General features: G+C 74.2%; 19 protein-coding genes. 8 read left to right on the top strand and 11 right to left on the bottom strand.

Features of this window, described 5'->3' with window-relative positions; translation table 11 throughout:
- Positions 1-19 precede the first annotated feature (19 nt).
- The 8 genes from JOF36_RS33405 to JOF36_RS33370 form a co-directional block, all read right to left on the bottom strand.
- Positions 20-538 carry a hypothetical protein gene (locus tag JOF36_RS33405; RefSeq protein WP_210034689.1) on the bottom strand — a complete coding sequence of 173 codons (519 nt, stop codon included), beginning with the start codon at positions 536-538 and terminating at the stop codon, positions 20-22.
- Positions 535-1,836: a hypothetical protein gene (locus JOF36_RS33400; protein WP_210034688.1), complete on the bottom strand. Its 1,302-nt coding sequence runs from the start codon at positions 1,834-1,836 to the stop codon at positions 535-537. The genes JOF36_RS33405 and JOF36_RS33400 overlap by 4 nt, the downstream gene beginning before the upstream one ends.
- Positions 1,833-2,612, bottom strand: a complete 780-nt coding sequence (locus JOF36_RS33395; protein WP_210034686.1) for an ABC transporter ATP-binding protein — start codon at positions 2,610-2,612, stop codon at positions 1,833-1,835. Before JOF36_RS33395 ends, JOF36_RS33400 begins: the two co-directional genes overlap by 4 nt.
- Positions 2,609-4,282, bottom strand: a complete 1,674-nt coding sequence (locus tag JOF36_RS33390) for a dipeptide/oligopeptide/nickel ABC transporter permease/ATP-binding protein (RefSeq protein WP_210034684.1) — start codon at positions 4,280-4,282, stop codon at positions 2,609-2,611. The genes JOF36_RS33395 and JOF36_RS33390 overlap by 4 nt, the downstream gene beginning before the upstream one ends.
- Entirely contained in the window at positions 4,279-5,313 is a 1,035-nt protein-coding gene (locus tag JOF36_RS33385) for an ABC transporter permease (RefSeq protein WP_210034682.1), read from the bottom strand. Before JOF36_RS33385 ends, JOF36_RS33390 begins: the two co-directional genes overlap by 4 nt.
- On the bottom strand, positions 5,313-6,968 hold the full coding sequence (locus JOF36_RS33380) for an ABC transporter substrate-binding protein (RefSeq protein ID WP_210034680.1): 1,656 nt from the start codon (positions 6,966-6,968) through the stop codon (positions 5,313-5,315). Before JOF36_RS33380 ends, JOF36_RS33385 begins: the two co-directional genes overlap by 1 nt.
- A gap of 153 nt (positions 6,969-7,121) precedes the next feature.
- On the bottom strand, positions 7,122-7,802 hold the full coding sequence (locus tag JOF36_RS33375; protein ID WP_210034678.1) for an SGNH/GDSL hydrolase family protein: 681 nt from the start codon (positions 7,800-7,802) through the stop codon (positions 7,122-7,124).
- 19 nt (positions 7,803-7,821) lie between these two features.
- Positions 7,822-8,526 (bottom strand): mycothiol-dependent nitroreductase Rv2466c family protein, encoded by a 705-nt coding sequence (locus JOF36_RS33370; RefSeq protein WP_210034677.1) that lies wholly within the window; start codon positions 8,524-8,526, stop codon positions 7,822-7,824.
- A gap of 92 nt (positions 8,527-8,618) precedes the next feature.
- Here JOF36_RS33370 and JOF36_RS33365 point away from each other — a divergent pair, with 92 nt between their 5' ends.
- The 4 genes from JOF36_RS33365 (at position 8,619) to JOF36_RS33350 (ending at position 13,212) form a co-directional block, all read left to right on the top strand.
- Positions 8,619-9,317: a response regulator transcription factor gene (locus tag JOF36_RS33365; RefSeq protein ID WP_210034676.1), complete on the top strand. Its 699-nt coding sequence runs from the start codon at positions 8,619-8,621 to the stop codon at positions 9,315-9,317.
- Positions 9,314-10,795 (top strand): sensor histidine kinase, encoded by a 1,482-nt coding sequence (locus tag JOF36_RS33360; protein ID WP_210034675.1) that lies wholly within the window; start codon positions 9,314-9,316, stop codon positions 10,793-10,795. The genes JOF36_RS33365 and JOF36_RS33360 overlap by 4 nt, the downstream gene beginning before the upstream one ends.
- Before the next feature lie 58 nt (positions 10,796-10,853).
- Positions 10,854-12,515 (top strand): trypsin-like peptidase domain-containing protein, encoded by a 1,662-nt coding sequence (locus JOF36_RS33355; RefSeq protein ID WP_210034673.1) that lies wholly within the window; start codon positions 10,854-10,856, stop codon positions 12,513-12,515.
- A 205-nt stretch (positions 12,516-12,720) separates the two neighbouring features.
- Positions 12,721-13,212: a MogA/MoaB family molybdenum cofactor biosynthesis protein gene (locus tag JOF36_RS33350; protein WP_210036418.1), complete on the top strand. Its 492-nt coding sequence runs from the start codon at positions 12,721-12,723 to the stop codon at positions 13,210-13,212.
- 69 nt (positions 13,213-13,281) lie between these two features.
- Here the strand turns inward: JOF36_RS33350 and JOF36_RS33345 are convergent, their stop codons facing one another.
- Positions 13,282-13,701, bottom strand: coding sequence for an antitoxin (locus tag JOF36_RS33345; RefSeq protein ID WP_210034671.1), 420 nt, complete (start codon positions 13,699-13,701; stop codon positions 13,282-13,284).
- A 140-nt stretch (positions 13,702-13,841) separates the two neighbouring features.
- On the opposite strand from JOF36_RS33345, the gene JOF36_RS33340 reads away from it, so the two are divergent.
- The gene (locus JOF36_RS33340; RefSeq protein ID WP_210034669.1) at positions 13,842-14,009 is read left to right on the top strand and encodes a hypothetical protein; all 168 of its coding nucleotides are present in this window, start codon (positions 13,842-13,844) and stop codon (positions 14,007-14,009) included.
- Between the two features lie 56 nt (positions 14,010-14,065).
- On the opposite strand, the gene JOF36_RS33335 is transcribed toward JOF36_RS33340, so the two are convergent.
- Positions 14,066-14,719, bottom strand: a complete 654-nt coding sequence (locus tag JOF36_RS33335) for an SAF domain-containing protein (RefSeq protein ID WP_210034667.1) — start codon at positions 14,717-14,719, stop codon at positions 14,066-14,068.
- A gap of 72 nt (positions 14,720-14,791) precedes the next feature.
- Here JOF36_RS33335 and JOF36_RS41170 point away from each other — a divergent pair, with 72 nt between their 5' ends.
- Positions 14,792-15,064 (top strand): hypothetical protein, encoded by a 273-nt coding sequence (locus tag JOF36_RS41170; RefSeq protein WP_307862775.1) that lies wholly within the window; start codon positions 14,792-14,794, stop codon positions 15,062-15,064.
- Positions 15,065-15,328: 264 nt separating this feature from the next.
- Here the strand turns inward: JOF36_RS41170 and JOF36_RS33325 are convergent, their stop codons facing one another.
- A complete protein-coding gene (locus tag JOF36_RS33325) occupies positions 15,329-15,976 on the bottom strand; it encodes a 5-formyltetrahydrofolate cyclo-ligase (protein ID WP_307862715.1) in 648 nt (215 codons plus the stop codon).
- A gap of 36 nt (positions 15,977-16,012) precedes the next feature.
- Between JOF36_RS33325 and JOF36_RS33320 the strand changes: the two genes are divergently transcribed.
- The gene (locus JOF36_RS33320) at positions 16,013-16,915 is read left to right on the top strand and encodes a UTP--glucose-1-phosphate uridylyltransferase (RefSeq protein WP_210034665.1); all 903 of its coding nucleotides are present in this window, start codon (positions 16,013-16,015) and stop codon (positions 16,913-16,915) included.
- 1 nt (position 16,916) lies between these two features.
- On the top strand, positions 16,917-18,137 hold the full coding sequence (gene glp, locus JOF36_RS33315) for a molybdotransferase-like divisome protein Glp (protein WP_210034664.1): 1,221 nt from the start codon (positions 16,917-16,919) through the stop codon (positions 18,135-18,137).
- The last annotated feature ends 1 nt before the right edge of the window (position 18,138 follow it).

Genomic DNA, 18,138 nt, shown 5'->3' with positions numbered 1-18,138 from the left:
GACGCCGCCCCGGGGCGGGTCAGCTCCCGTCGACGACGTCGTAGACCTCCTCCGGCGGCCGTGCCAGCAGCCGGTCGGCCATCTCCTGCTTCAGCAGGACGAGTCGCGCGTCCTGGTCCGCGGTCCGGTCCGTGGCACGGCCGAGCGCGATGAACTCGTCGGTCACGAACCCCTCGCGGATCTGCACCGTGACCGTGCGGTCGCGGTGGTGGAACCGGAAGACGTAGCGCTCGAGGGTGGTGCCGCGCTCGGGCCGTTCCAGGTCCGCGGTGACCACGAAGCGGTCCTCGGTCGCGGCCCTGGTGACCAGCTCGATCGCGTCCCGGCCGCCGGGGCCTCGGAACGCGGTCTCGACCCGGATCTCCCTGCGCTCGGGCGCGCCCGCCGGGTCCAGCAGCGGCCACGCGCGGCGCATCGCGGTGAAGCCGTGCGCGACCCCGCCGGGGAAGCCCGGGCCGTGGTAGCGCATCAGGTCGTCGAGGCCGAAGGTCAGCGGCGTTCCCGCGTCGAGGACGGTGAGTGCGGCGTGGCCGGTCATCGGACACCCGCCGTCGCGTCCTGGGCGACGGTCTCGGCGAGCCACGGCATGAACCCGTCGAGGAACCGCTCGGTGGCAGGCATGAAGTGACTCCCGTAGTGGCTCATCGGATCCAGTGTGGACACCACGAGGGTGCCTGCGGTGCTGACCCGGTCGACGTAGAGCAGCGCCTCGCCGGTGGGCAGCGTGACGAGCACCTCCGCGCCCTCGGGCGGGTCGAGCACACCGTGGTAGTGCCAGGTGCAGTCCCGCATCGTGAGGTGGTCGAACAGCGCGTGCTCCGGGTCCGGGGTGCGCAGCCCCAGGTCGGCGCCGGGTTCGAGCCACCACCAGAAGTTCGTCGGCCGGTGCTCCCAGTGCACCGAGGGCAGGAACTCGGGGACCGGCTCGCCGCCCGCGAAGGACACCACGGTGCCACCGGCGTCGAGCAGGTCCCGGACACGCTCACGCGCGCCGTGCAGCAGGTCGCGGTGCAGCCGCTCGGGGATGATCAGGCCGTCGAGTCCGGTGAGGTCGGCCGCGGCCAGGTCGGGCAGGTAGTGCAGGCCGCCGGTGAGGTGGCGGGCGTACTTCGGCGTGGTCAGGGCCCGCAGGTGCGGCGCCGATCCGCCGTAGACGGCGGCGAGCCCGCTGCCGTGCGCGGCCGGTACCGGCTCCGGCTGCGGTGCGGCACCGGAGGGCGCCGGGGTGACGGCCGTCGCGGCGGCCGCTCGGCGGGTGTCGGCTTCGGCGCGCGCCCAGTCGACGAGCTGGCCGCCCAGCCGGTTCGCCGTGTTGTCGGCGCCGTCGTAGCCGAGCAGGTCCCCGCTCGCGTGGACGACGATCGTGCCGCGGGTCGACACCCGGTCGACGTAGGTGGCGGGCTCGCCGCCGCCGAGACGCACGAGCACCTCGGCGCCGTCCGGCACGGGATGGTGGCCGCGGGCGAAGAAGCCGGCGACCCCGCGGCGGAAGGTCAGGTCGTCCGGCTCGATCCCGGCGAAGACCGGGTGGTCGGCGAGCCAGGTCACGCGGTAGGCGGCCAGGGACGGTCGCTCCAGCGGGACGAACGACGACGCCCCCGGCAGCCAGTCCCGGTGCAGCTGCCCGTTGAACAGCAGCACACCGCCGCCGTCGAGGTACTCGCGGATGATGTGCCGGTTCCGCAGCAGGTGCTCCTGGTCGACCGTGCCGGAGACGGCGATCAGACGGTAGCGGCCGAGGTCGGTGCGCTCCAGGTCGTAGCAGTCGATCCGGTCGCCGCGGTGGTGCCGTTCCGGACTGCGGATGTCCATGTCGAGCACGGCGATGTCGTTCACGAGGTTCCCTTCGGAGCGTGGTGGGCGGCGGCGACGAGCGCCGCGGTGTAGTCGTGCCGGGGTGCGGCGAGCAGGCGGTCGGTCGGGCCCGCCTCCACCACCCGTCCACGGCACATCACGGCGAGCCGGGCGCAGCTGTGCTGGGCCAGTGCGAGGTCGTGGGTCACGTGCAGGACGGCGATCCCCCGGCCGGTGGCGAGCTCGTCGATCAGGTCGACCAGGCCCCGGCGCAGCGACGCGTCGAGCATCTGGGTGGGCTCGTCGGCGAGGATCAGCCGGGGGCCGGTCACGAGCGCCCGCGCGAAGGCGACCCGCTGGCGTTCCCCGCCGGAGAGCTCGTGGGCGAAGCTGTGCAGCCGCGAGGTGGGCAGCCCGACCGCGGTGACGGCCTCGGCCGCCCGGTCCGCGGGCTCGGACCGGTCGCCGATCCGGTGGACGACCAGCGGTTCGGCGACGACGTCGGCGACCCGCATGGTCGGTGGAATCGACGCGTAGGGGTCCTGGAAGACCAGGTGCATCGTCCGCCGCAGCCTGCGCAGCTCGCGGCGACCGGCACCCAGCAGCTCGGAACCGGCGATCCGGATCGAGCCCGCGTCGGGGCGGACGAGCCCGGCGACGGCACGGGCCACCGTCGACTTCCCGGCCCCCGAGCCGCCGATGAGCCCGACGATCTCACCGGCCTCCACCGTGAGATCCACATCGGACACCGCGGGGAGCCGGCCGCCGCGTCCGCCGAAGGACACGGTCAGGCCGTCCACGGCCAGTACCGGGCTCACGACGCCGGCTCCGCGACCTGCAGGCGCAGGGTGGAGTCCACCAGCAGCCGGGTGTAGGGGTGCTCGGGTGCGGTGAGTACCCGGGCCGTCGGACCCGACTCCACCACGGCGCCGTCCTTCATCACGACGATGCGGTCCGCGACGGCCTCGATGACCGGCAGATCGTGGGTGACCACGAGCAGCGCGATGCCGATGGTGCTGCGCAGGGTGTCGAGCAGGGCGAGCACGTCGGCCTGGACGAGCACGTCGAGACCGGTCGTCGGCTCGTCCGCGATGACGACGGCGGGATCGTTGGCCAGCGCCATCGCGATCACCACGCGCTGGCGCATACCCCCGGAGAACTGGTGGGGGTGGTCGCGCCCGCGTGCCGGGTCGATGCCGACCAGGGTGAGCAGCTCGGCCGCCCGCTCCCGGGCCGCCTGCCTGCCGACGCTGCGGTGCACCAGCACCGCCTCGGCGAGCTGGTCGGCGATCGGGTGCACCGGGTCGAGCGCGCTCATCGCCTCCTGGGGGATCATGGCGATCCGGTTGCCGCGCAGCGTGCGCAGCTCCTCGTCGGGGAGCGTCGCGATGTCGACGCCCTCGACGCGGATCGCACCGGCGGTGATCTCGCCCGCCGGCGGGAGCAGCCCGGCGGTGGCCGCGGCCACGGTCGACTTGCCGCTGCCGGACTCGCCGACCAGGCCGACCAGCTCGCCCGCGGCCACGTGCAGATCGACCCCGGCGGCCGCGGAGCTCACGCCGTCGTAGGTGACGGTGAGGCCCTCGACCACCAGCGGAGGGCCGTCGGGCGCCGCGGCACCGGTGGGCGACGCGGGGCGGCGCAGCCGCGGGGCCTGCCTGCGGCGCACCCGCAACGCCGGGCGGGCCCGCTCCTCGAACGCGAAGCCCAGCAGCGCGAAGGCCAGCACCGTCATGGCGATGGCCAGGCCGGGCGGGAGCACCCACCACAGCCAGGCGTCGGTCAGGAACGCGCTGCGCGCGTGGGCGAGCGACAGCATCGTCCCCCAGCTCTTCGCGGTGAGGTCGCCGAGTCCGAGGAACGCCAGGGACGCCTCCAGCAGGATCGCGGTCTTGGTCGCGAGCACGAACTGCGGCACCACCAGCGGGGCGACCGCGGGCAGCAGGTGCCGGGACGCCACGTGCACGGGACCGGCGCCCATCGCCCGCACCGCCTGGATGTGGTCGCGTTCGCGCAGCGACAGGACCTGCGAGCGCAGCTCCCGGGCGACACCGGCCCACATCACGCCGGCGATGACCAGGATCTGGGTGCCCAGGCCGGGGCCCGCGAAGACGCCGATCACGATCGTCAGCGGCAGCGTCGGCAGCGCCAGCACCACGTCGACGGCCCTCATCAGCACGGTGTCCACCCAGCCCCGGGCGTACCCGGCGGCCACGCCGACGGCGGCGCCGACCAGCGTCGCGACCAGGGCTGCGACCACGCCGACCAGCAGTGACACCTGCGCGCCGTGGATCAGCTCGGAGAGCAGGTCGTGGCCGATGTCGTTGGTGCCCAGCAGGTGGTCGGCCGACGGCGGGGAGAAGGGCCGTCCGGTGCGTTCGGCCGGGTCATAGGGGGCCAGCAGCGGGGCCGCCAGCGCGACCAGCGCGAGCAGGCCCAGGATGGCGAGCCCGGTGATCGCCAACCTGCGGGAGAGCCCCCGGTTCACGCCGTCACCGCCTTCGGCGCGGGCCGGGCCGGGGCTCGCCGGACCCGCGGATCGAGCAGCGGGTAGATCAGGTCGGCGAGCACGTTGGCCGCGACCACACCGAGGGTGATCAGCAGGAAGGCGCCCTGGAGCAGCGGGTAGTCGCGGGCGGTCACGGCCTCGAAGATGAGCCGGCCCAGACCGGGATAGGCGAAGACGCTCTCCACCACCACGGCGCCCGAGAGCAGCGAGCCGAGCACGAGGGTGACGTTGGTCGAGACCGGCAGCAGCGCGTTGCGCAGGGCGTGGTGCACGGCGATGCCGCGGTCCGGCACCCCCTTCGCCCGGGCCAGCCGGACGAACGGCTCGTCGAGCACGGTCACCATCGCGGCGCGGGTGAGCAGGAAGAAGCCCCCGAAGGTCGCGATGGTGAGGGTCAGGCCGGGCAGCACCATCCGGGACGCGGCGTCGGCGAGCCACGCCAGGCCGCTGCCGTCGATCGCGGCGCCACCGTAGGAGGGGAACCAGCCCAGCGTCACGGCGAACACCGCGATCAGGATCATCCCGATCCAGAACCCCGGCATGGAGTCCAGGACCAGGACCGCCGCGACCCCGGCGGCGTCCCGGCGCTTTCCGCGGTGCCACGCCGCCCAGGTCCCCAGGGCCACGCCGAGCAGGAGCGCCAGCACGGTCGACACCCCGACGAGGACGACCGTCCACGGCAGGTACTCCAGGAGCAGGTCGACGACGGGCCGGTTGTACTCCACCGAGATCCCGAGGTCGCCCCGCAGGAGCCCGGCCCAGAACATCCCGTACTGCTCGAGCACCGGACGGTCCAGGCCGTACCCCTTGCGGATCTCGTCGACCAGCTCGGGCGCGAGCCCGAGCGACTCACCGCCGTAGAGGTACTGCACGGGGTCGCCGGGGGCCAGGTGCGGCAGTGCGAAGTTCAGCGTCGCCGCCGCCCACACCACCAGCGCGTACTGGCCCACCTTGGCGCCGGCCCGGCGCAGGGTGCCCGGGCCGTGCCGGGCGCTCCGCTCGGCGAGCATCAGCCGGTGACGATCGCGCCGGCCGACTCGGATACCGAGCGCGGCAGCAGCGACCACTTGTGGATGATCCCGAAGCCCGGGGACTCCACCCAGCCGGAGAACGCTTCCGGGCGGAACGCCCAGTGCTCGTCCGGGTAGTACAGCGGGATCGACGTCGGCTGCTCGTTGAACAGGCGCTGCATCTCGAAGGCCACCTCACGGCGGTCCTCGACGGACGTCGTCGCCTTCCAGCGCTCGAAGAGCGCGTCCCAGGCCGGGTAGGGCAGGTCGGGCGCGTCCCAGAGGTAGCCGGACCGGTGCGACATGATGAACTGCGTCGGGTCGGCGACGCCGTGCGCGGTGATCGTGTTGACGAACATGTCGAAGTTCCGCGAGGTCGACAGGTCGGCGAACGACCCGGCGTCGAGGCCCTGCGCGGTGGCCGCGATCCCGACCCCGGCGAGCTGCTCGGCCACGATCTCGGCCGCCCGGACCTGGGTCGGCTCGGAGCCCTCCGCGGAGATCGTGAAGCGCAGCGGCCCGGCCGGGCTCTCCCGCACGCCGTCGCCGTCGGTGTCGCGGAAGCCGATCTCGTCGAGCAGCGCCGTGGCCCGGGCCGCGTCGGACGGGGTCGACAGGGTCGGATCGGTCCAGGGTGAGTCCGGGTGCGGATAGCCCTTGTCGGCGATGCGCCCCTGGCCCAGGAACACGGTGTCGAGCAGCTCCTGGCGGTCCAGTGCCAGGCTCAGCGCCTTGCGGAACCGCGGCTCGTCGAAGGGCGCGCGCTCGTAGTTGAGCCGCAGCTCGGGGAAGCGCAGCGGCCTGGTCTCGACGACCGAGACGTCGCCGGAGCCGGCGAACTGGTCGACCAGCTCGGGCGACACCGGGCGGAACGCGGCGTCGATCTCACCCGCCCGCAGGGCGGTGAACGTCGCCGAGGGGTCGGCGATGATCGGCATCTCCAGCTCGCGCACGACCGGTGCGCCCGCGAAGTAGTCGGGGTTGGCCTCGAAGCGGTACCCGGTGGTCTGGTCGAACGAGACCAGGCGGTACGGACCGCTGCCGACCGGCAGCGCGGTGTGCTTCTTGACGTCGGTCGGCGCGATCTTCGACCAGACGTGCTCGGGCAGGATCGGCAGGTCGGCCAGCGTCACGGGCCCGAGATCGGGGCAGGCGAAGGCACAGGTGAACCGCACCTTGTTCTCGGCGAGCACGTCGACCGAGGAGACGTCGGGGATCTCGTTGACGTGGTGGGTGAAGCGCCCGGTCGGGGCCGCGTGCGCGTAGTGGAAGGTGAAGACGACGTCGTCGGCGGTGAGCTTCTCACCGTCGTGCCACGTCACGTCGTCGCGCAGGGTGACCTCCCACGTGGTCGGGTCGACCATGCTGACGTCGGTGGCCAGCCAGGGCTGTGGCTCGTCGACGTAGGGGGAGGGGGCGAGCAGCTTGTCGTAGACCAGCTCGCTGATCTGCTCGGTGAAGGTGACGAAGGGGTTGAGCGGGCCACCGATCGTCTCGGGCAGGGCGATGGTCAGCCGATCTGCCGTGGTCGGTCCGTCTGCGGGAGAGGCCGGGGCGCCACCCGCGCAGCCACTCGCCAGCACGAGGGCGAGGACTGCGGGGAAGAGCCTGCGCCCCACCGACGCCGTGCGGCCCTCACTGCCACTGGTCGACATCCTGCGTGCTCCGATCGAGTTAGGCAAGCCTCGCCTAGATGAGGCTTGTTGACCCTAAGTAGTCCGCGACAGCGCGGCAAGATGCACATGGATGATGTTGAACAGGTCACGTTCGAGAGGGATGTCCGGATCGAGCGGGTCGGTGCGGGGGGATCACCGGCGCCGTAGCGCCTCGCCGAAGACCTCGGCGATCGCGGCGTGACCACGGTCGTTCGGGTGGAACCGGTCCGAGGCGAGCTTGCCGTGCCAGTGCCGGGTCCGCGCGTCCCGCAGCTCGGCGAGCACCAGCCCGCGACGCTCGACGGCGTCGTCGATCAGGCCGTTGACCTGCAGCGCCGCCGCGTAGGTCCCGGGCTGGTTGCCGATCACGGCCCCGCGCGGCAGCTGATCGAGCAGCCGCGCGTAGCGGTCACCGACGCCGTCCTGGTGCCTGGGCTGCATCAGGTCGTTCGACCCGACGAGGCAGAGCACCAGGCGCGGGCGCAGCCGCAGCGCGGCGGGGAGCTGCAGGTCCAGGACGTCCTCGACCCGGGCGCCGTACTGGGACAGGTTCACCAGCCGCCACCCGGCCAGCAGGGGCAGCAGCCGCCCGACCCAGCCGGACTCCGGCGTGCTCGCGCCGACACCCTGGGCCAGCGAGTCGCCGAGCACCACGCACAGCGGCCCGCTCCGGGCGAGCTCGTCGCGGTTGCGCCGCTCCCAGAACGCCGCGTACGGCTCGATCTGCTCCTGCATCCGCCGGATGCCGGGCACGAACCGGGACGCGAGCGTGATCAGCCGGCCGGGCGGGCGGCCGGTCCGGTTGGAGAAGCCGGGAGCGCCCGCGTCGGTCACGGCGCCAGTGAACCAGGGGTCACCGCACCGTGGTCTCGCCGTGGGCGATCCGGGCGGTCAACGGGGTGTCCGGGAACGACCGCAGCCCGCGCTTGAGCTCGGCGAACCCGGGCCAGGTGGCGAGGGTGTACGTCGCGTCCCACAGCCGCAGCGCGTCGTCGCCGAACGGCACGGTGTCGATCACCGGGCCGAACAGGGCCGGACCGTCCGGCGGGGTGAACGACAGGATCGGCGTGCCGACGTCGTCGCCGCAGCGGGCCCGCACCTCGTCCACGTTCTTGCGCAGGCCCGGGTCGCGCGACGTGTCGGACGCGGCGTCGGCGAGGGCGGGATCGAGCCCGAAGCGCTCCAGCACCGGACGCAGGTCGCGCCGGCGGGCCATCACCTGCATGACCGGGTCGAACCCCTCGCCGTCGGGCGCCGGGGTCTCCCACACCAGCTCGCCGAAACCGGTGTAGAGATCACCGGCCACCTCCGGACCGTGCTTCTCGACGGCCGCGTCGATCACCCGCAGCATCTCCAGGCCCCGCTGGTGCGACTCCGGGTACGCCTCGGAGACCTGCCGGCGCTCCTCGTAGGAGATGCCCTCGTTGAGGATCGCCAGCGGCAGCGGCCGCCAGCTCACGGCGATCTCGCGCTGCCGGCCCACCTCCACCACCCAGCGCGAGGTGACCCAGCAGAACGGGCAGATCGGGTCGAAGAAGAACTCGAGTTCGTCGCTCACGCCCCTCGGGTACCCACGCCCGCCGCCCGCCAGGCGTCCCGGCGACGGGTCCACTCAGATCCCTCTCAGCCCGCTGGGTGAGACTGGGGGGCATGCGCATTCTGGTCGTCGACGACGACAAGGCGGTCCGGGACTCGCTGCGCCGATCGCTGGCCTTCAACGGCTATCAGGTCGAGCTCGCCGAGGACGGGCAGGCCGCGCTGGACCGGCTGCTCACCGACCGGCCGGACGCGCTCGTCCTCGACGTGATGATGCCGCGGGTCGACGGGCTCGAGGTCTGCAGGCGGCTGCGCAGCGCGGGCGACGACCTGCCGATCCTCGTGCTGACCGCACGGGACGCGGTGTCCGACCGGGTCGCCGGGCTCGACGCGGGCGCGGACGACTACCTGCCCAAGCCGTTCGCGCTGGAGGAACTGCTCGCCCGGCTGCGTGCGCTGCTGCGACGGCGGGTCATCGAACCGGCCGGTGACGGCGAGCGGCGCAGCGCCGTGCTGACCTTCGCCGACCTGTCGCTGGACCCCGACACCCGCGAGGTGTCCCGGGGTGAGCGGCCGATCAGCCTGACCCGCACCGAGTTCTCGCTGCTGGAGCTGTTGCTCGCCCATCCCCGGCGGGTGCTGACCCGCGGCCAGATCCTCGAGCAGGTGTGGGGGTACGACTTCCCGACCAGCGGCAACGCCCTGGAGGTCTACGTCGGCTACCTGCGCCGCAAGACCGAGGCAGACGGCGAACCGCGGCTGATCCACACAGTGCGCGGTGTCGGGTACGTGTTGCGGGAGTCGCCACCGTGACCGGTTCCCGGGTGACCGGCTCGCAGCAGCTCAGCGAGGGTGAGGAGCGGGTCGAGCAGTGGTGGCGGCGGCTGCGCGGCGACCGGTCGCCGGACCGCGAGCGGTTCACCCTCCGGGCCCGGATCGGCGTGCTGGCCGCGCTGGTGGCCGCGGCCATGGTGCTGATCGTGTCGTCGGCCGCGTTCCTCGTCGTCCGGCAGAACCTCACCAGTTCGCTCGACGAGACGCTCCGCCAGCGCGCCTACGCCGCGGCGCAGAGCGAACTGAGCAACCCGCAACTGCTGGCCGCGCTCCCGCCCGCCGTCCTCGGGGCCGCCGACCTGCACATCGCGCTGGTGTACGGCTCCGGCCTGGCGACCTCCTCCGACCCGACGTCGATGCCACCGGTCGGTGAGCCGGAGCTGGCGGTGGCCCAGGGCGGACCCACCCAGCCGGGGCGGACCGAGGTCATGGACGGGATCCCGTACCGGATCGTCGCGGTGCAGGCCGGGGACGGCCGTGCCCTGGTCATCGCCCAGCAGCTCGACACGATGACGCGGGTGGTGTCGCGGATGGGGACGGCGCTGCCCCTGGTCGGGCTCGGCGGTGTCGTGCTGGCCGCGCTGGCCGGGGTCGCCGTCGCCCGCACCGGGCTGCGGCCGGTGCAGCGGCTCATCGCGGCCACCGAGCGGGTCGCCACCACCGGTGACCTGCGGCCGATCCCGGTGTCGGGGTCCGACGAGCTGGCCCGGCTGACGCTCAGCTTCAACGCCATGCTCGGCGCGCTGGCCGCGTCCCGCGAGCAGCAGCGACGCCTGGTCGCCGACGCCGGGCACGAGCTGCGGACCCCGCTGACCTCGCTGCGCACCAACCTGGAGCTGCTCGCGGCCGCGGACCGGCCGGACGCCCCGGAACTGCCCGCCGAGGACCGTGCGGAGCTGCTCACCGACGTGCGGGCCCAGGTCGAGGAGCTCACGCACCTGGTCGGGGACCTCGTCGAGCTGGCCCGCGACGACACCCCGACGATGACCACCGAGGCCCTGGAGCTGACCGAGATCGTCGAGCGCGCGCTGGCCCGGGTGCGCCGGCGCGCCACGGAGACCGGGTTCGACGTCCACCTCACGCCCTGGACGCTCGATGGCGACGCCAGCGCCCTCGAACGGGCCGTGCTGAACCTGCTCGACAACGCCGTGAAGTGGAGCCCGCCCGGCGGGACCGTGCGGCTGTCGATGGTGCCGATCTCGCCGCAGTGGATGGTCGTGGAGGTCGCCGACAGCGGCTCCGGCATCACCGCGGAGGACCTGCCACACGTGTTCGACCGCTTCTACCGGGCCGACACGTCCCGCACGATGGCCGGCTCCGGGCTCGGGCTCTCGATCGTGGCGCAGGCCGTGGCGCGCCACGGTGGCGAGGTCCGCGCGGGCCGCGCCCCCGAGGGTGGGGCGCTGCTGTCCATCGCGCTGCCGGGCCGACACGTGGCGGAGCCCACCGACCCATAGCCTGGAGGGGTGGTCCGGGACGGCGGACCGTGCACGCGACATGACGGACGGTGGACGCATGGCCCAGAACAACGCGCCCGACGAGGGGACCGGGACCCACGAGGCGTCCGACGGGTCCGGCTCGACGGGAGCTGCGCGTCCGGCCGAGCCCGGTGCCGGTGACACCGGGCGGGAGACGCCGGACCGCGACACCGGCGCCGACGTCCGGAGCCACGGTGCGGAGCAGGAGCAGCCGGCGGAGGCCGCGCCCGCCGCCGAGCCCGCCGCTGAGCCCGGCGCGGCGCCCGCCGCCGAGGCCGGGACGCCCGCGGGTGGTGCCGTGCCGAGCGACCCCGCGGACGACGTGCCGCCGGACGGGTCCGCGCCCGGCGGCGCCGCCGGGCGTGAGGCGCCCGACACCGGCCCCGACGCCGACGCCGTCTCCACCCAGGACCCGCCGACGGACCGGTGGACGGTCCCGATGAGCCCGTGGGCGCGCGACGCCACCTCCGGCGGGGACACCGCGACCGCCGGCCACGCGCCCGGCGCACCCGGGCCGCAGGATGCGCAGCCGTCACCCCCGCCCTGGGCGTACGGGGCGTCGCCGTATCCCGGCACCGCGCCGTACCCGGAGGCCGGTGCGGGGCAGCACCTCTACGCCGCCGAGGTCGGAGCGCCGCCGCCGCGCCGGTCACGCCGGACGATCGCGCTGGTCGCGGGCGGTCTGATCCTGGCGCTGGTCGCCGGGGCCGTCGGTGGCGCGATCGGCACCGACATCGCCCGGTCCTCGGCGTCGGGTGGCGGGGTGCTCACCGATCCGGTGCCCGAGGTCGAGTCCGACCTGCCCGTGACCCCGGTCGAGGCCGTCGCCGCCCGGGTGCTCCCGAGCGTGGTGCAGCTCAGTGTCGACGGCGGCGCAGGCAACTCGGGCGGACGTGGCGAGGGATCCGGGATGGTGATCAGCGACGACGGGCTGATCCTCACCAACAACCACGTGGTGGAGCCGGCAGCCTCCGGCGGGACGCTGCGCGCGGTGATGCAGGACGGCCGGGTCGCCGTCGGGTCGATCGTCGGGCAGGACCCGCAGTCCGACGTCGCGCTGGTCCGGGTGCAGCTCGGCGGGCTCACCCCGGTCGAGCTGGGCAACTCCGACGGGGTCCGGGTCGGTCAGCAGGTCACCGCGATCGGGTCGCCGCTGGGGCTCGGCGGGTCGGTGACCACCGGCATCGTCTCGGCCCTGGACCGGGCGGTGAGCGTCGGTGGCGAGGCGGGCAACGCCTCCACCGTGCTCAACGCGATCCAGACCGACGCGGCGATCAACCCCGGTAACTCGGGTGGCCCGCTGGTCGACATGCAGGGCCGGGTGGTCGGCATCAACTCGGCGATCGCGACGGCGGGCCCCGGCGGCGGGTCGATCGGCGTCGGCTTCTCGATCCCGGTCAACCAGGCCCGCCGGATCGCCGACCAGCTCCGTACCGGCGGCCCGGCCACGCACGCGGTCCTCGGCGTCGAGGTCTCCGACGACCCGCAGCTCGGCGGTGCCGTCGTCCGGACCGTCACTCCCGGTGGCGCGGCCGAGAAGGCCGGTCTGCGGCCGAACGACCTCGTCGTGCGACTCGGTGACCAGCGGATCTCCTCCGGCACCGACCTGCAGGCAGCGGTCCGGTCGCAGCCGCCCGGTGCCACCGTCGAGCTGCAGCTGCGGGACCGGACCGTCCCGGTGACGCTCGGGGAGCAGTGAGCAGCGCCGGCGGTCAGGTCGGGCGGGGTGTGGCGCCTCTCACCTCGTTGACGTGTGAAACATCGTCGTGGTGGGCTGGACCGGTATTCGGTGGTGCCCCTCCGAATGCAGTCGAGCGCCGTGCCGGTGTGGGCTCCCCCTCCCCGTGCCGGCACGGCCTCCCCGGAATCGCGGCAGTCCCGGCGATAGGGTGACGACCATGGAGATGCCGGGTCCGCAGATCGGCCGTGCCCTCGTGGTGATCGTCGACGACAGGGTGAGTGCCGGTGAACGTTCGGACAACACCGGTCCGCTGGTCACCGAGCTACTGGAGGAGGCGAACCTCGTCGTCGACGGCGTGGTGACCGCCCCGGGCGAGGTCGTGGCGATCCGCAGCGCGCTGAACACCGCCGTGATCGGCGGGGTCGATCTGGTGGTGACGGTCGGCGGGACCGGGGTCTCGCCCCGCGACGTCACACCGGACGCCACCGCCGGTGTCCTGGACCGGCCGGTGCCCGGCATCGCCGAGGCGATCCGTGCCTCCGGGCTGGCCGCGGGGGCGGTGGACGCCGGGGTGTCACGCGGCGTCGTCGGTGTCTCCGGCAGCACGCTGGTGGTCAACCTGGCGGCCTCGCGCGCCGCGGTGCGTGACGGCATGGCCACCCTGACGCCGCTGGTCCCGCACGTGATCTCGGAGCTGTCCGGCCTGGAAGGCTGACCCACCCGTTCACACAGACAGACGGGCCCCGGTGGAAGAACTCCACCGGGGCCCGTCGGCCGTGCGGGGTCAGTTCGGCGGCGGCACCGGCGGGACGCCACCGTCCTTCCGGTCGTCCCCCGGCGGCGCCGGCGGGGTCGCCGGCGGCTGGGAGGCGGCCGGGTTGCCCTGCGGCTTCAGCGTGTCGCCACCCGGCGGTACCGGCGGCACCGGCGGGACGGCGTCGGGGCGCGTCCCGGCACCCGGGACCGTTCCGTCACCGTGGCCCAGCGCGCCCTCGACCTTGCCCTTCACCCCGTCGATCTGGTCGTGGTACTTGCCGCCGGTGGCCTGGTCGACCTTGCCGGCGGCCTTCTCCACGAGCGGGCCCGCCTTCTCCTTGGCCTTCTCCAGGTGCGGGCCGGCCTTCTCCTTCGCCTTTTCCAGGTGCGGCGCCGCCTTCTCCAGGGCGTTCTCCGCCGCTTCGCGGGCCTTGTCCAGGAAACCCATGACCGGTCCTCCTCTGTAGTCCTGGCCCCATGGTGGCACCGGAGGGCGCCGCCGTGGGGCGCCGCGGCCGCTGCGCGGTGTGGTGAAACAGGATCGACACCCGGCACACCCGCCGCGGCGGGCACGGCACCATGGACGGTATGAGCGACCCAGCGGACCGGCTGCGCCGGCGGATCGAGGAGATCTTCGGCGACGATCCGGCCACCACCGCCGACGAGCGCTCCGACGGCGGCTCCGCCGAGGAGCGCGACGACCGGGACCCCGATCGCTGGTTCACCGAGAACCGGCCACCGCACCACGGGGGCTGAGACCCCGGGACCCGCCGCCCGGTCCGTCGCGCTCGTGCACGTGTCTGCGGGACTGATCAGCGCAGCGTCACCGTGACCTCCCCGGCCAGCGTCGCGGCGGCGACGGCGGTCGCCTCGGCCTCCGGCAGCGCCACCAGGACCAGCGGTCCCGGACCGGACCCGGCGCCGACACCGCCGGGGGCGGGTGGCAGCACCGCGACCACCCCGGCCCGGGCAGCCAGCACCCGCGGCCCCTCCGGTCCGCCGGCGATCACGTCGACCCGCGAGCCTGCGGACAGCAGCGCCGCGACGGCCGGGTCTGCGGGCCGCAACGGCACCGCGGACGCGTCCGGGCCACCGGCGCGCACCGCGAGCTCGGGCCCGATCAGCCGCAGGTCGGTGAGGGGCTCGCCGGCCCGCACCGGGCCGGCGGGTGCCCGGCCGTCGACATCGGGGACCGCGCGCAGCGCACCACCGGGCACCAGACCGGGCGGCCAGGCCGCGACGGTCACGTCCGCCGGTCGCAGCGGGACGCCGGGAGAGAGGTCCCGGGCCGCGACGAGCACCGCGGCCCGTTCGTCGGCGGGATCGGGGGCCGCGGCCACCACCAGCGCCGCGACGGCCAGGACGGCGGCCGCCAGCCGGCGCAGGAGCAGCGCCCGTGCCCAGGACGGGCCACGCAGCACTCTGTCCCACGGGCGCCGTGCCCGCCGTCCTCCCTCGTCGTCCATGTCCACCCCTCCGCCGGCGTCACCTCGACGCTAGGGCGGGAGTGGGCGGCCGCCCGGCCCGATCACGGGCCTGTGGACGACTCCGCCACTTGTGGACGGAACCGGCGTCAGGAAGCGGCGGCCTTCGACGACGAGGACGACGACGAGGAGGACGACGATGACGAGGACGCGGCGGGCGTCGACGAGGACGACGAGGAACCGCTGTCCGACTTCGCCGGCGAGGAGCTCGCGGAGTCCGAGGACGACGACGAGGAGGACGAGCCCTCCGACGAGGTCGAGTTCGAGGACGAGTCCGACGACCCGTTGCCGCCGTTCACCGAGCCGGCCCGCGAGTCGGTGCGGTAGAAACCGCTGCCCTTGAAGACGATGCCGACCGAGGAGAAGACCTTGCGCAGCTTGCCCTCGCAGTCGGGGCAGGTGGTGAGGGCGTCGTCGGAGAACGCCTGCACTGCGTCGAAGCGGTGGTCACACGCCGTGCAGGCGTACTGGTAGGTCGGCACAACATCCTCCGGACTGCCTAGGCACTCGACAGCTGGCACTCCACCGCTGCGAGTGCCAGCATACTCTGCCGTCGCGGCGACTCCGACCCGTCCGTGTGGTCAGGACCCGTCATCGGGACGAGACGTGCACCACGCCGGTGCCCGGCAGCACCACCGCGCCGACCGCGACGTCGTGCGGCTCGGCCGGGATCTCGTCGAGGAACTCGTCGTCGTGCAGCGGTACGGCGGTCGTGGTGCCGGGCCCGACGAGCGGCAGCGTGCGGTCGTAGTAGCCGCCGCCGCGGCCCAGGCGCAGCCCCCGGCGGTCCACGGCCAGCGCAGGGACCAGCACCAGCGCCGCGGAGCTGATCGCGCCCGGCCCGAGGCGCTCACCGGCCGGTTCGCGGATGCCGAGCGGGCCGGGGGCGAGATCCTCCCGGCCGGAGTAGCGGGTCCAGTCCAGCGGCCCGGGCTCGGCGGGCACGATCGGGAGGAGCACCTCGTGCCCGGCGGCGAGCAGCGCGTCCGGGAGCGCGACCGTCCCGGATCCGAGTGCACCGGGCTCCGCGCCCACCGGCAGGTAGCAGGCGACCGGCCCGCGAAACCCGGCCGCGAGCGGGAGCACGTGCTCGATCAACGCGGCGGTGACCGCGGCGCGGGCGTCGGGGGAACGCTCGGCGCGGGCGTCGAGCAGCCGGCGCCGCAGCGGCCGTTTGGCGTCGCGGACCGGCACGCCCTGATCAGGGGACCGGTCGGTGCCATCCGCGCGAGCCGTCACGGCTACAGGGTAGTGCTGTGGATAGGCTCGCCGACCATGAGCGCGCAGACCTCCAGCCCGGCCGGGGCGTTCCGAACCGCCGTGGTGCCCGCGGCCGGTCTCGGCACGCGATTCCTCCCGACCACGAAGGCCGTGCCGAAGGAGCTGCTCCCCGTCGTCGACACACCGGGGATCGAGCTGGTGGCCGCCGAGGCCGCCGAGGCGGGTGCCCAGCGGCTGCTGATCGTCACCTCACCGGGCAAGGACTCCGTCGCGGCGTACTTCCGGCACGACGACGAGCTGGTCGAGACCCTCGAGGCGCGGGGCAAGGAGGAGCTGGCGCAGCGGGTCCGCCGCGCCCCCGACCTGCTCGCCGTGGAGTCCGTCTACCAGTACGAGCCGAAGGGGCTCGGGCACGCCGTCGCCCAGGCAGGCCCGGTGCTGGGCGACGACGAGGAGGCCGTCGCCGTCCTGCTGCCCGACGACCTGGTGTTCCCCACCGGGGTGCTGACCCGGATGGCGCAGGTGCGCGCCGAGCACGGCGGCAGCGTGCTCTGCGCCTTCGACGTCCCGCCCGAGCAGGTCTCGTCCTACGGCGTCTTCGACGTCAGCGACACCGATGACGACGACGTCAAGTGGGTGCACGGCATGGTCGAGAAGCCGCCCGCCGACCAGGCCCCGTCCAGCTACGCCGCCGCCGGCCGCTACCTGCTGGACCGGGCGATCTTCGGCGCGCTGGAGCGGATCACCCCCGGTGCCGGCGGCGAGCTGCAGCTCACCGACGCCGTCGCCGTGCTGATCGACGAGGGGCACCCGGTGCACGTGGTCGTCCACCGCGGCGGCCGGCACGACCTGGGTAACCCGGCCGGCTACGTCCGCGCCTACGTGGACCACATGCTCGGCCATCCGGAGTACGGCGAGAGCCTGCGCGGCTGGCTGAACGACCGCCTGAAGGAGTGACGTGCGAACGGTCACCGAGCACCTGACCCGGATCCTGGACGTGGCCGTGCGGCCCGCCCCGGTCCGGGTCGCGATCGCCGACTCCCAGGGCCTGCGCAGCGCGGAGGAGGTCGTCGCGGCGCGTCCGCTACCGGTCTTCGACCAGGCGGCCATCGACGGCTACGCCGTGCGCAGCGTCGACGTCGCCGGAGCCAGCGAGGCCAGTCCGATCACCGTCCCGGTGGTCGGCGAGATCGCCGCCGGGTCCCGTCAGCCGCTGCGGCTGCAGCCGGGACAGGCGGTCCGGGTGGCGGCCGGGGCGCCGCTGCCCACGCTGGCCGACGCCGTCGCGCCGCTGGGCTGGACCGACGCCGGCTCGGCCCGGCTGACGGTGCACCGTGGCGTCCCGTCGGCAGGGTTCGTCCGCCGGGTCGGCGAGGATGTCCAGTCCGGTGACGTCGCCGTCCGCGAGGGCGACATCGTCGGGTCGGCGCAGGTCGCCATGCTCGCCGCGGCGGGCCGGGACAAGCTGCTGGTGCACCCCCGCCCGCGGGTGTCGGTCGTCGCGGTCGGCGACGAGCTGGTCGAGGTGAGCCGGTCGGCGGCGTCCGGGCAGGTGGCCGACGTCTGCTCGCACGCGCTCGTCGCCGCCGCCCGCGAGGCCGGGGCGGAGACCAACCGGGCACGCACCGTCGGCGGCAGTGCCGCCGAGATCCGGGCTGCTGTGGAGGACCTGCTGCCGGCCAGCGAGATCGTCGTGGTGTGCGGGGTGGGCGGCGGCACGGCGGCGGCCGAGGCCAAGAGCGGCCTGTCCGAGCTCGGCGGGATCGACGACACCAGGATCGCCATCCACCCCGGGTCCGCACAGGGGTACGGTCGGCTCGGACCGGACTCGGTCCCGGTGTTCCTCTTCCCGTCGTACCCCGCGAGCGCGCTCGTGCTGTTCGAGGTGTTCGTGCGTCCCCTGGTCCGGCTCGCGCTCGGCCAGGAACCGCACCGCCGCACCTGGACCGCCCGGCTGACCTCGCCGATCGTCTCGCCGTACGGCAGACGCTCCTACCTCCCGGCCCGGCTGCTGCGTGAGGACGGCGGCGGGGAGCTGCTCGCCCAGCCGCTCGGGGTGTCGGGCACCCACCTGCTCGCGGTGCTGGCCGAGGTCAACGCGCTCGCGATCGTCCCGGAGGAGGTCACCGAGCTGACCGTCGGGGAGCAGCTCGAGCTCGTGGCCCGCGGCCGCGGCTGAC

The organism is Pseudonocardia parietis, from assembly GCF_017876315.1.
Classification (GTDB): domain Bacteria; phylum Actinomycetota; class Actinomycetes; order Mycobacteriales; family Pseudonocardiaceae; genus Pseudonocardia; species Pseudonocardia parietis.
Note: the sequence above shows the minus strand (reverse complement) of the source record. Positions and strands in the feature narration are given on the sequence as shown.

Coding starts and splice junctions, on each gene's coding strand:
- JOF36_RS33405 (WP_210034689.1), bottom strand. CDS start 538: ATGACCGGCCACGCCGCACTCACCGTCCTCGACGCGGGAACGCCGCTG.
- JOF36_RS33385 (WP_210034682.1), bottom strand. CDS start 5,313: ATGCTCGCCGAGCGGAGCGCCCGGCACGGCCCGGGCACCCTGCGCCGG.
- JOF36_RS33380 (WP_210034680.1), bottom strand. CDS start 6,968: ATGTCGACCAGTGGCAGTGAGGGCCGCACGGCGTCGGTGGGGCGCAGG.
- JOF36_RS33365 (WP_210034676.1), top strand. CDS start 8,619: ATGCGCATTCTGGTCGTCGACGACGACAAGGCGGTCCGGGACTCGCTG.
- JOF36_RS33355 (WP_210034673.1), top strand. CDS start 10,854: ATGGCCCAGAACAACGCGCCCGACGAGGGGACCGGGACCCACGAGGCG.
- JOF36_RS33350 (WP_210036418.1), top strand. CDS start 12,721: ATGCCGGGTCCGCAGATCGGCCGTGCCCTCGTGGTGATCGTCGACGAC.
- JOF36_RS33345 (WP_210034671.1), bottom strand. CDS start 13,701: ATGGGTTTCCTGGACAAGGCCCGCGAAGCGGCGGAGAACGCCCTGGAG.
- JOF36_RS33340 (WP_210034669.1), top strand. CDS start 13,842: ATGAGCGACCCAGCGGACCGGCTGCGCCGGCGGATCGAGGAGATCTTC.
- JOF36_RS33335 (WP_210034667.1), bottom strand. CDS start 14,719: ATGGACGACGAGGGAGGACGGCGGGCACGGCGCCCGTGGGACAGAGTG.
- JOF36_RS33320 (WP_210034665.1), top strand. CDS start 16,013: ATGAGCGCGCAGACCTCCAGCCCGGCCGGGGCGTTCCGAACCGCCGTG.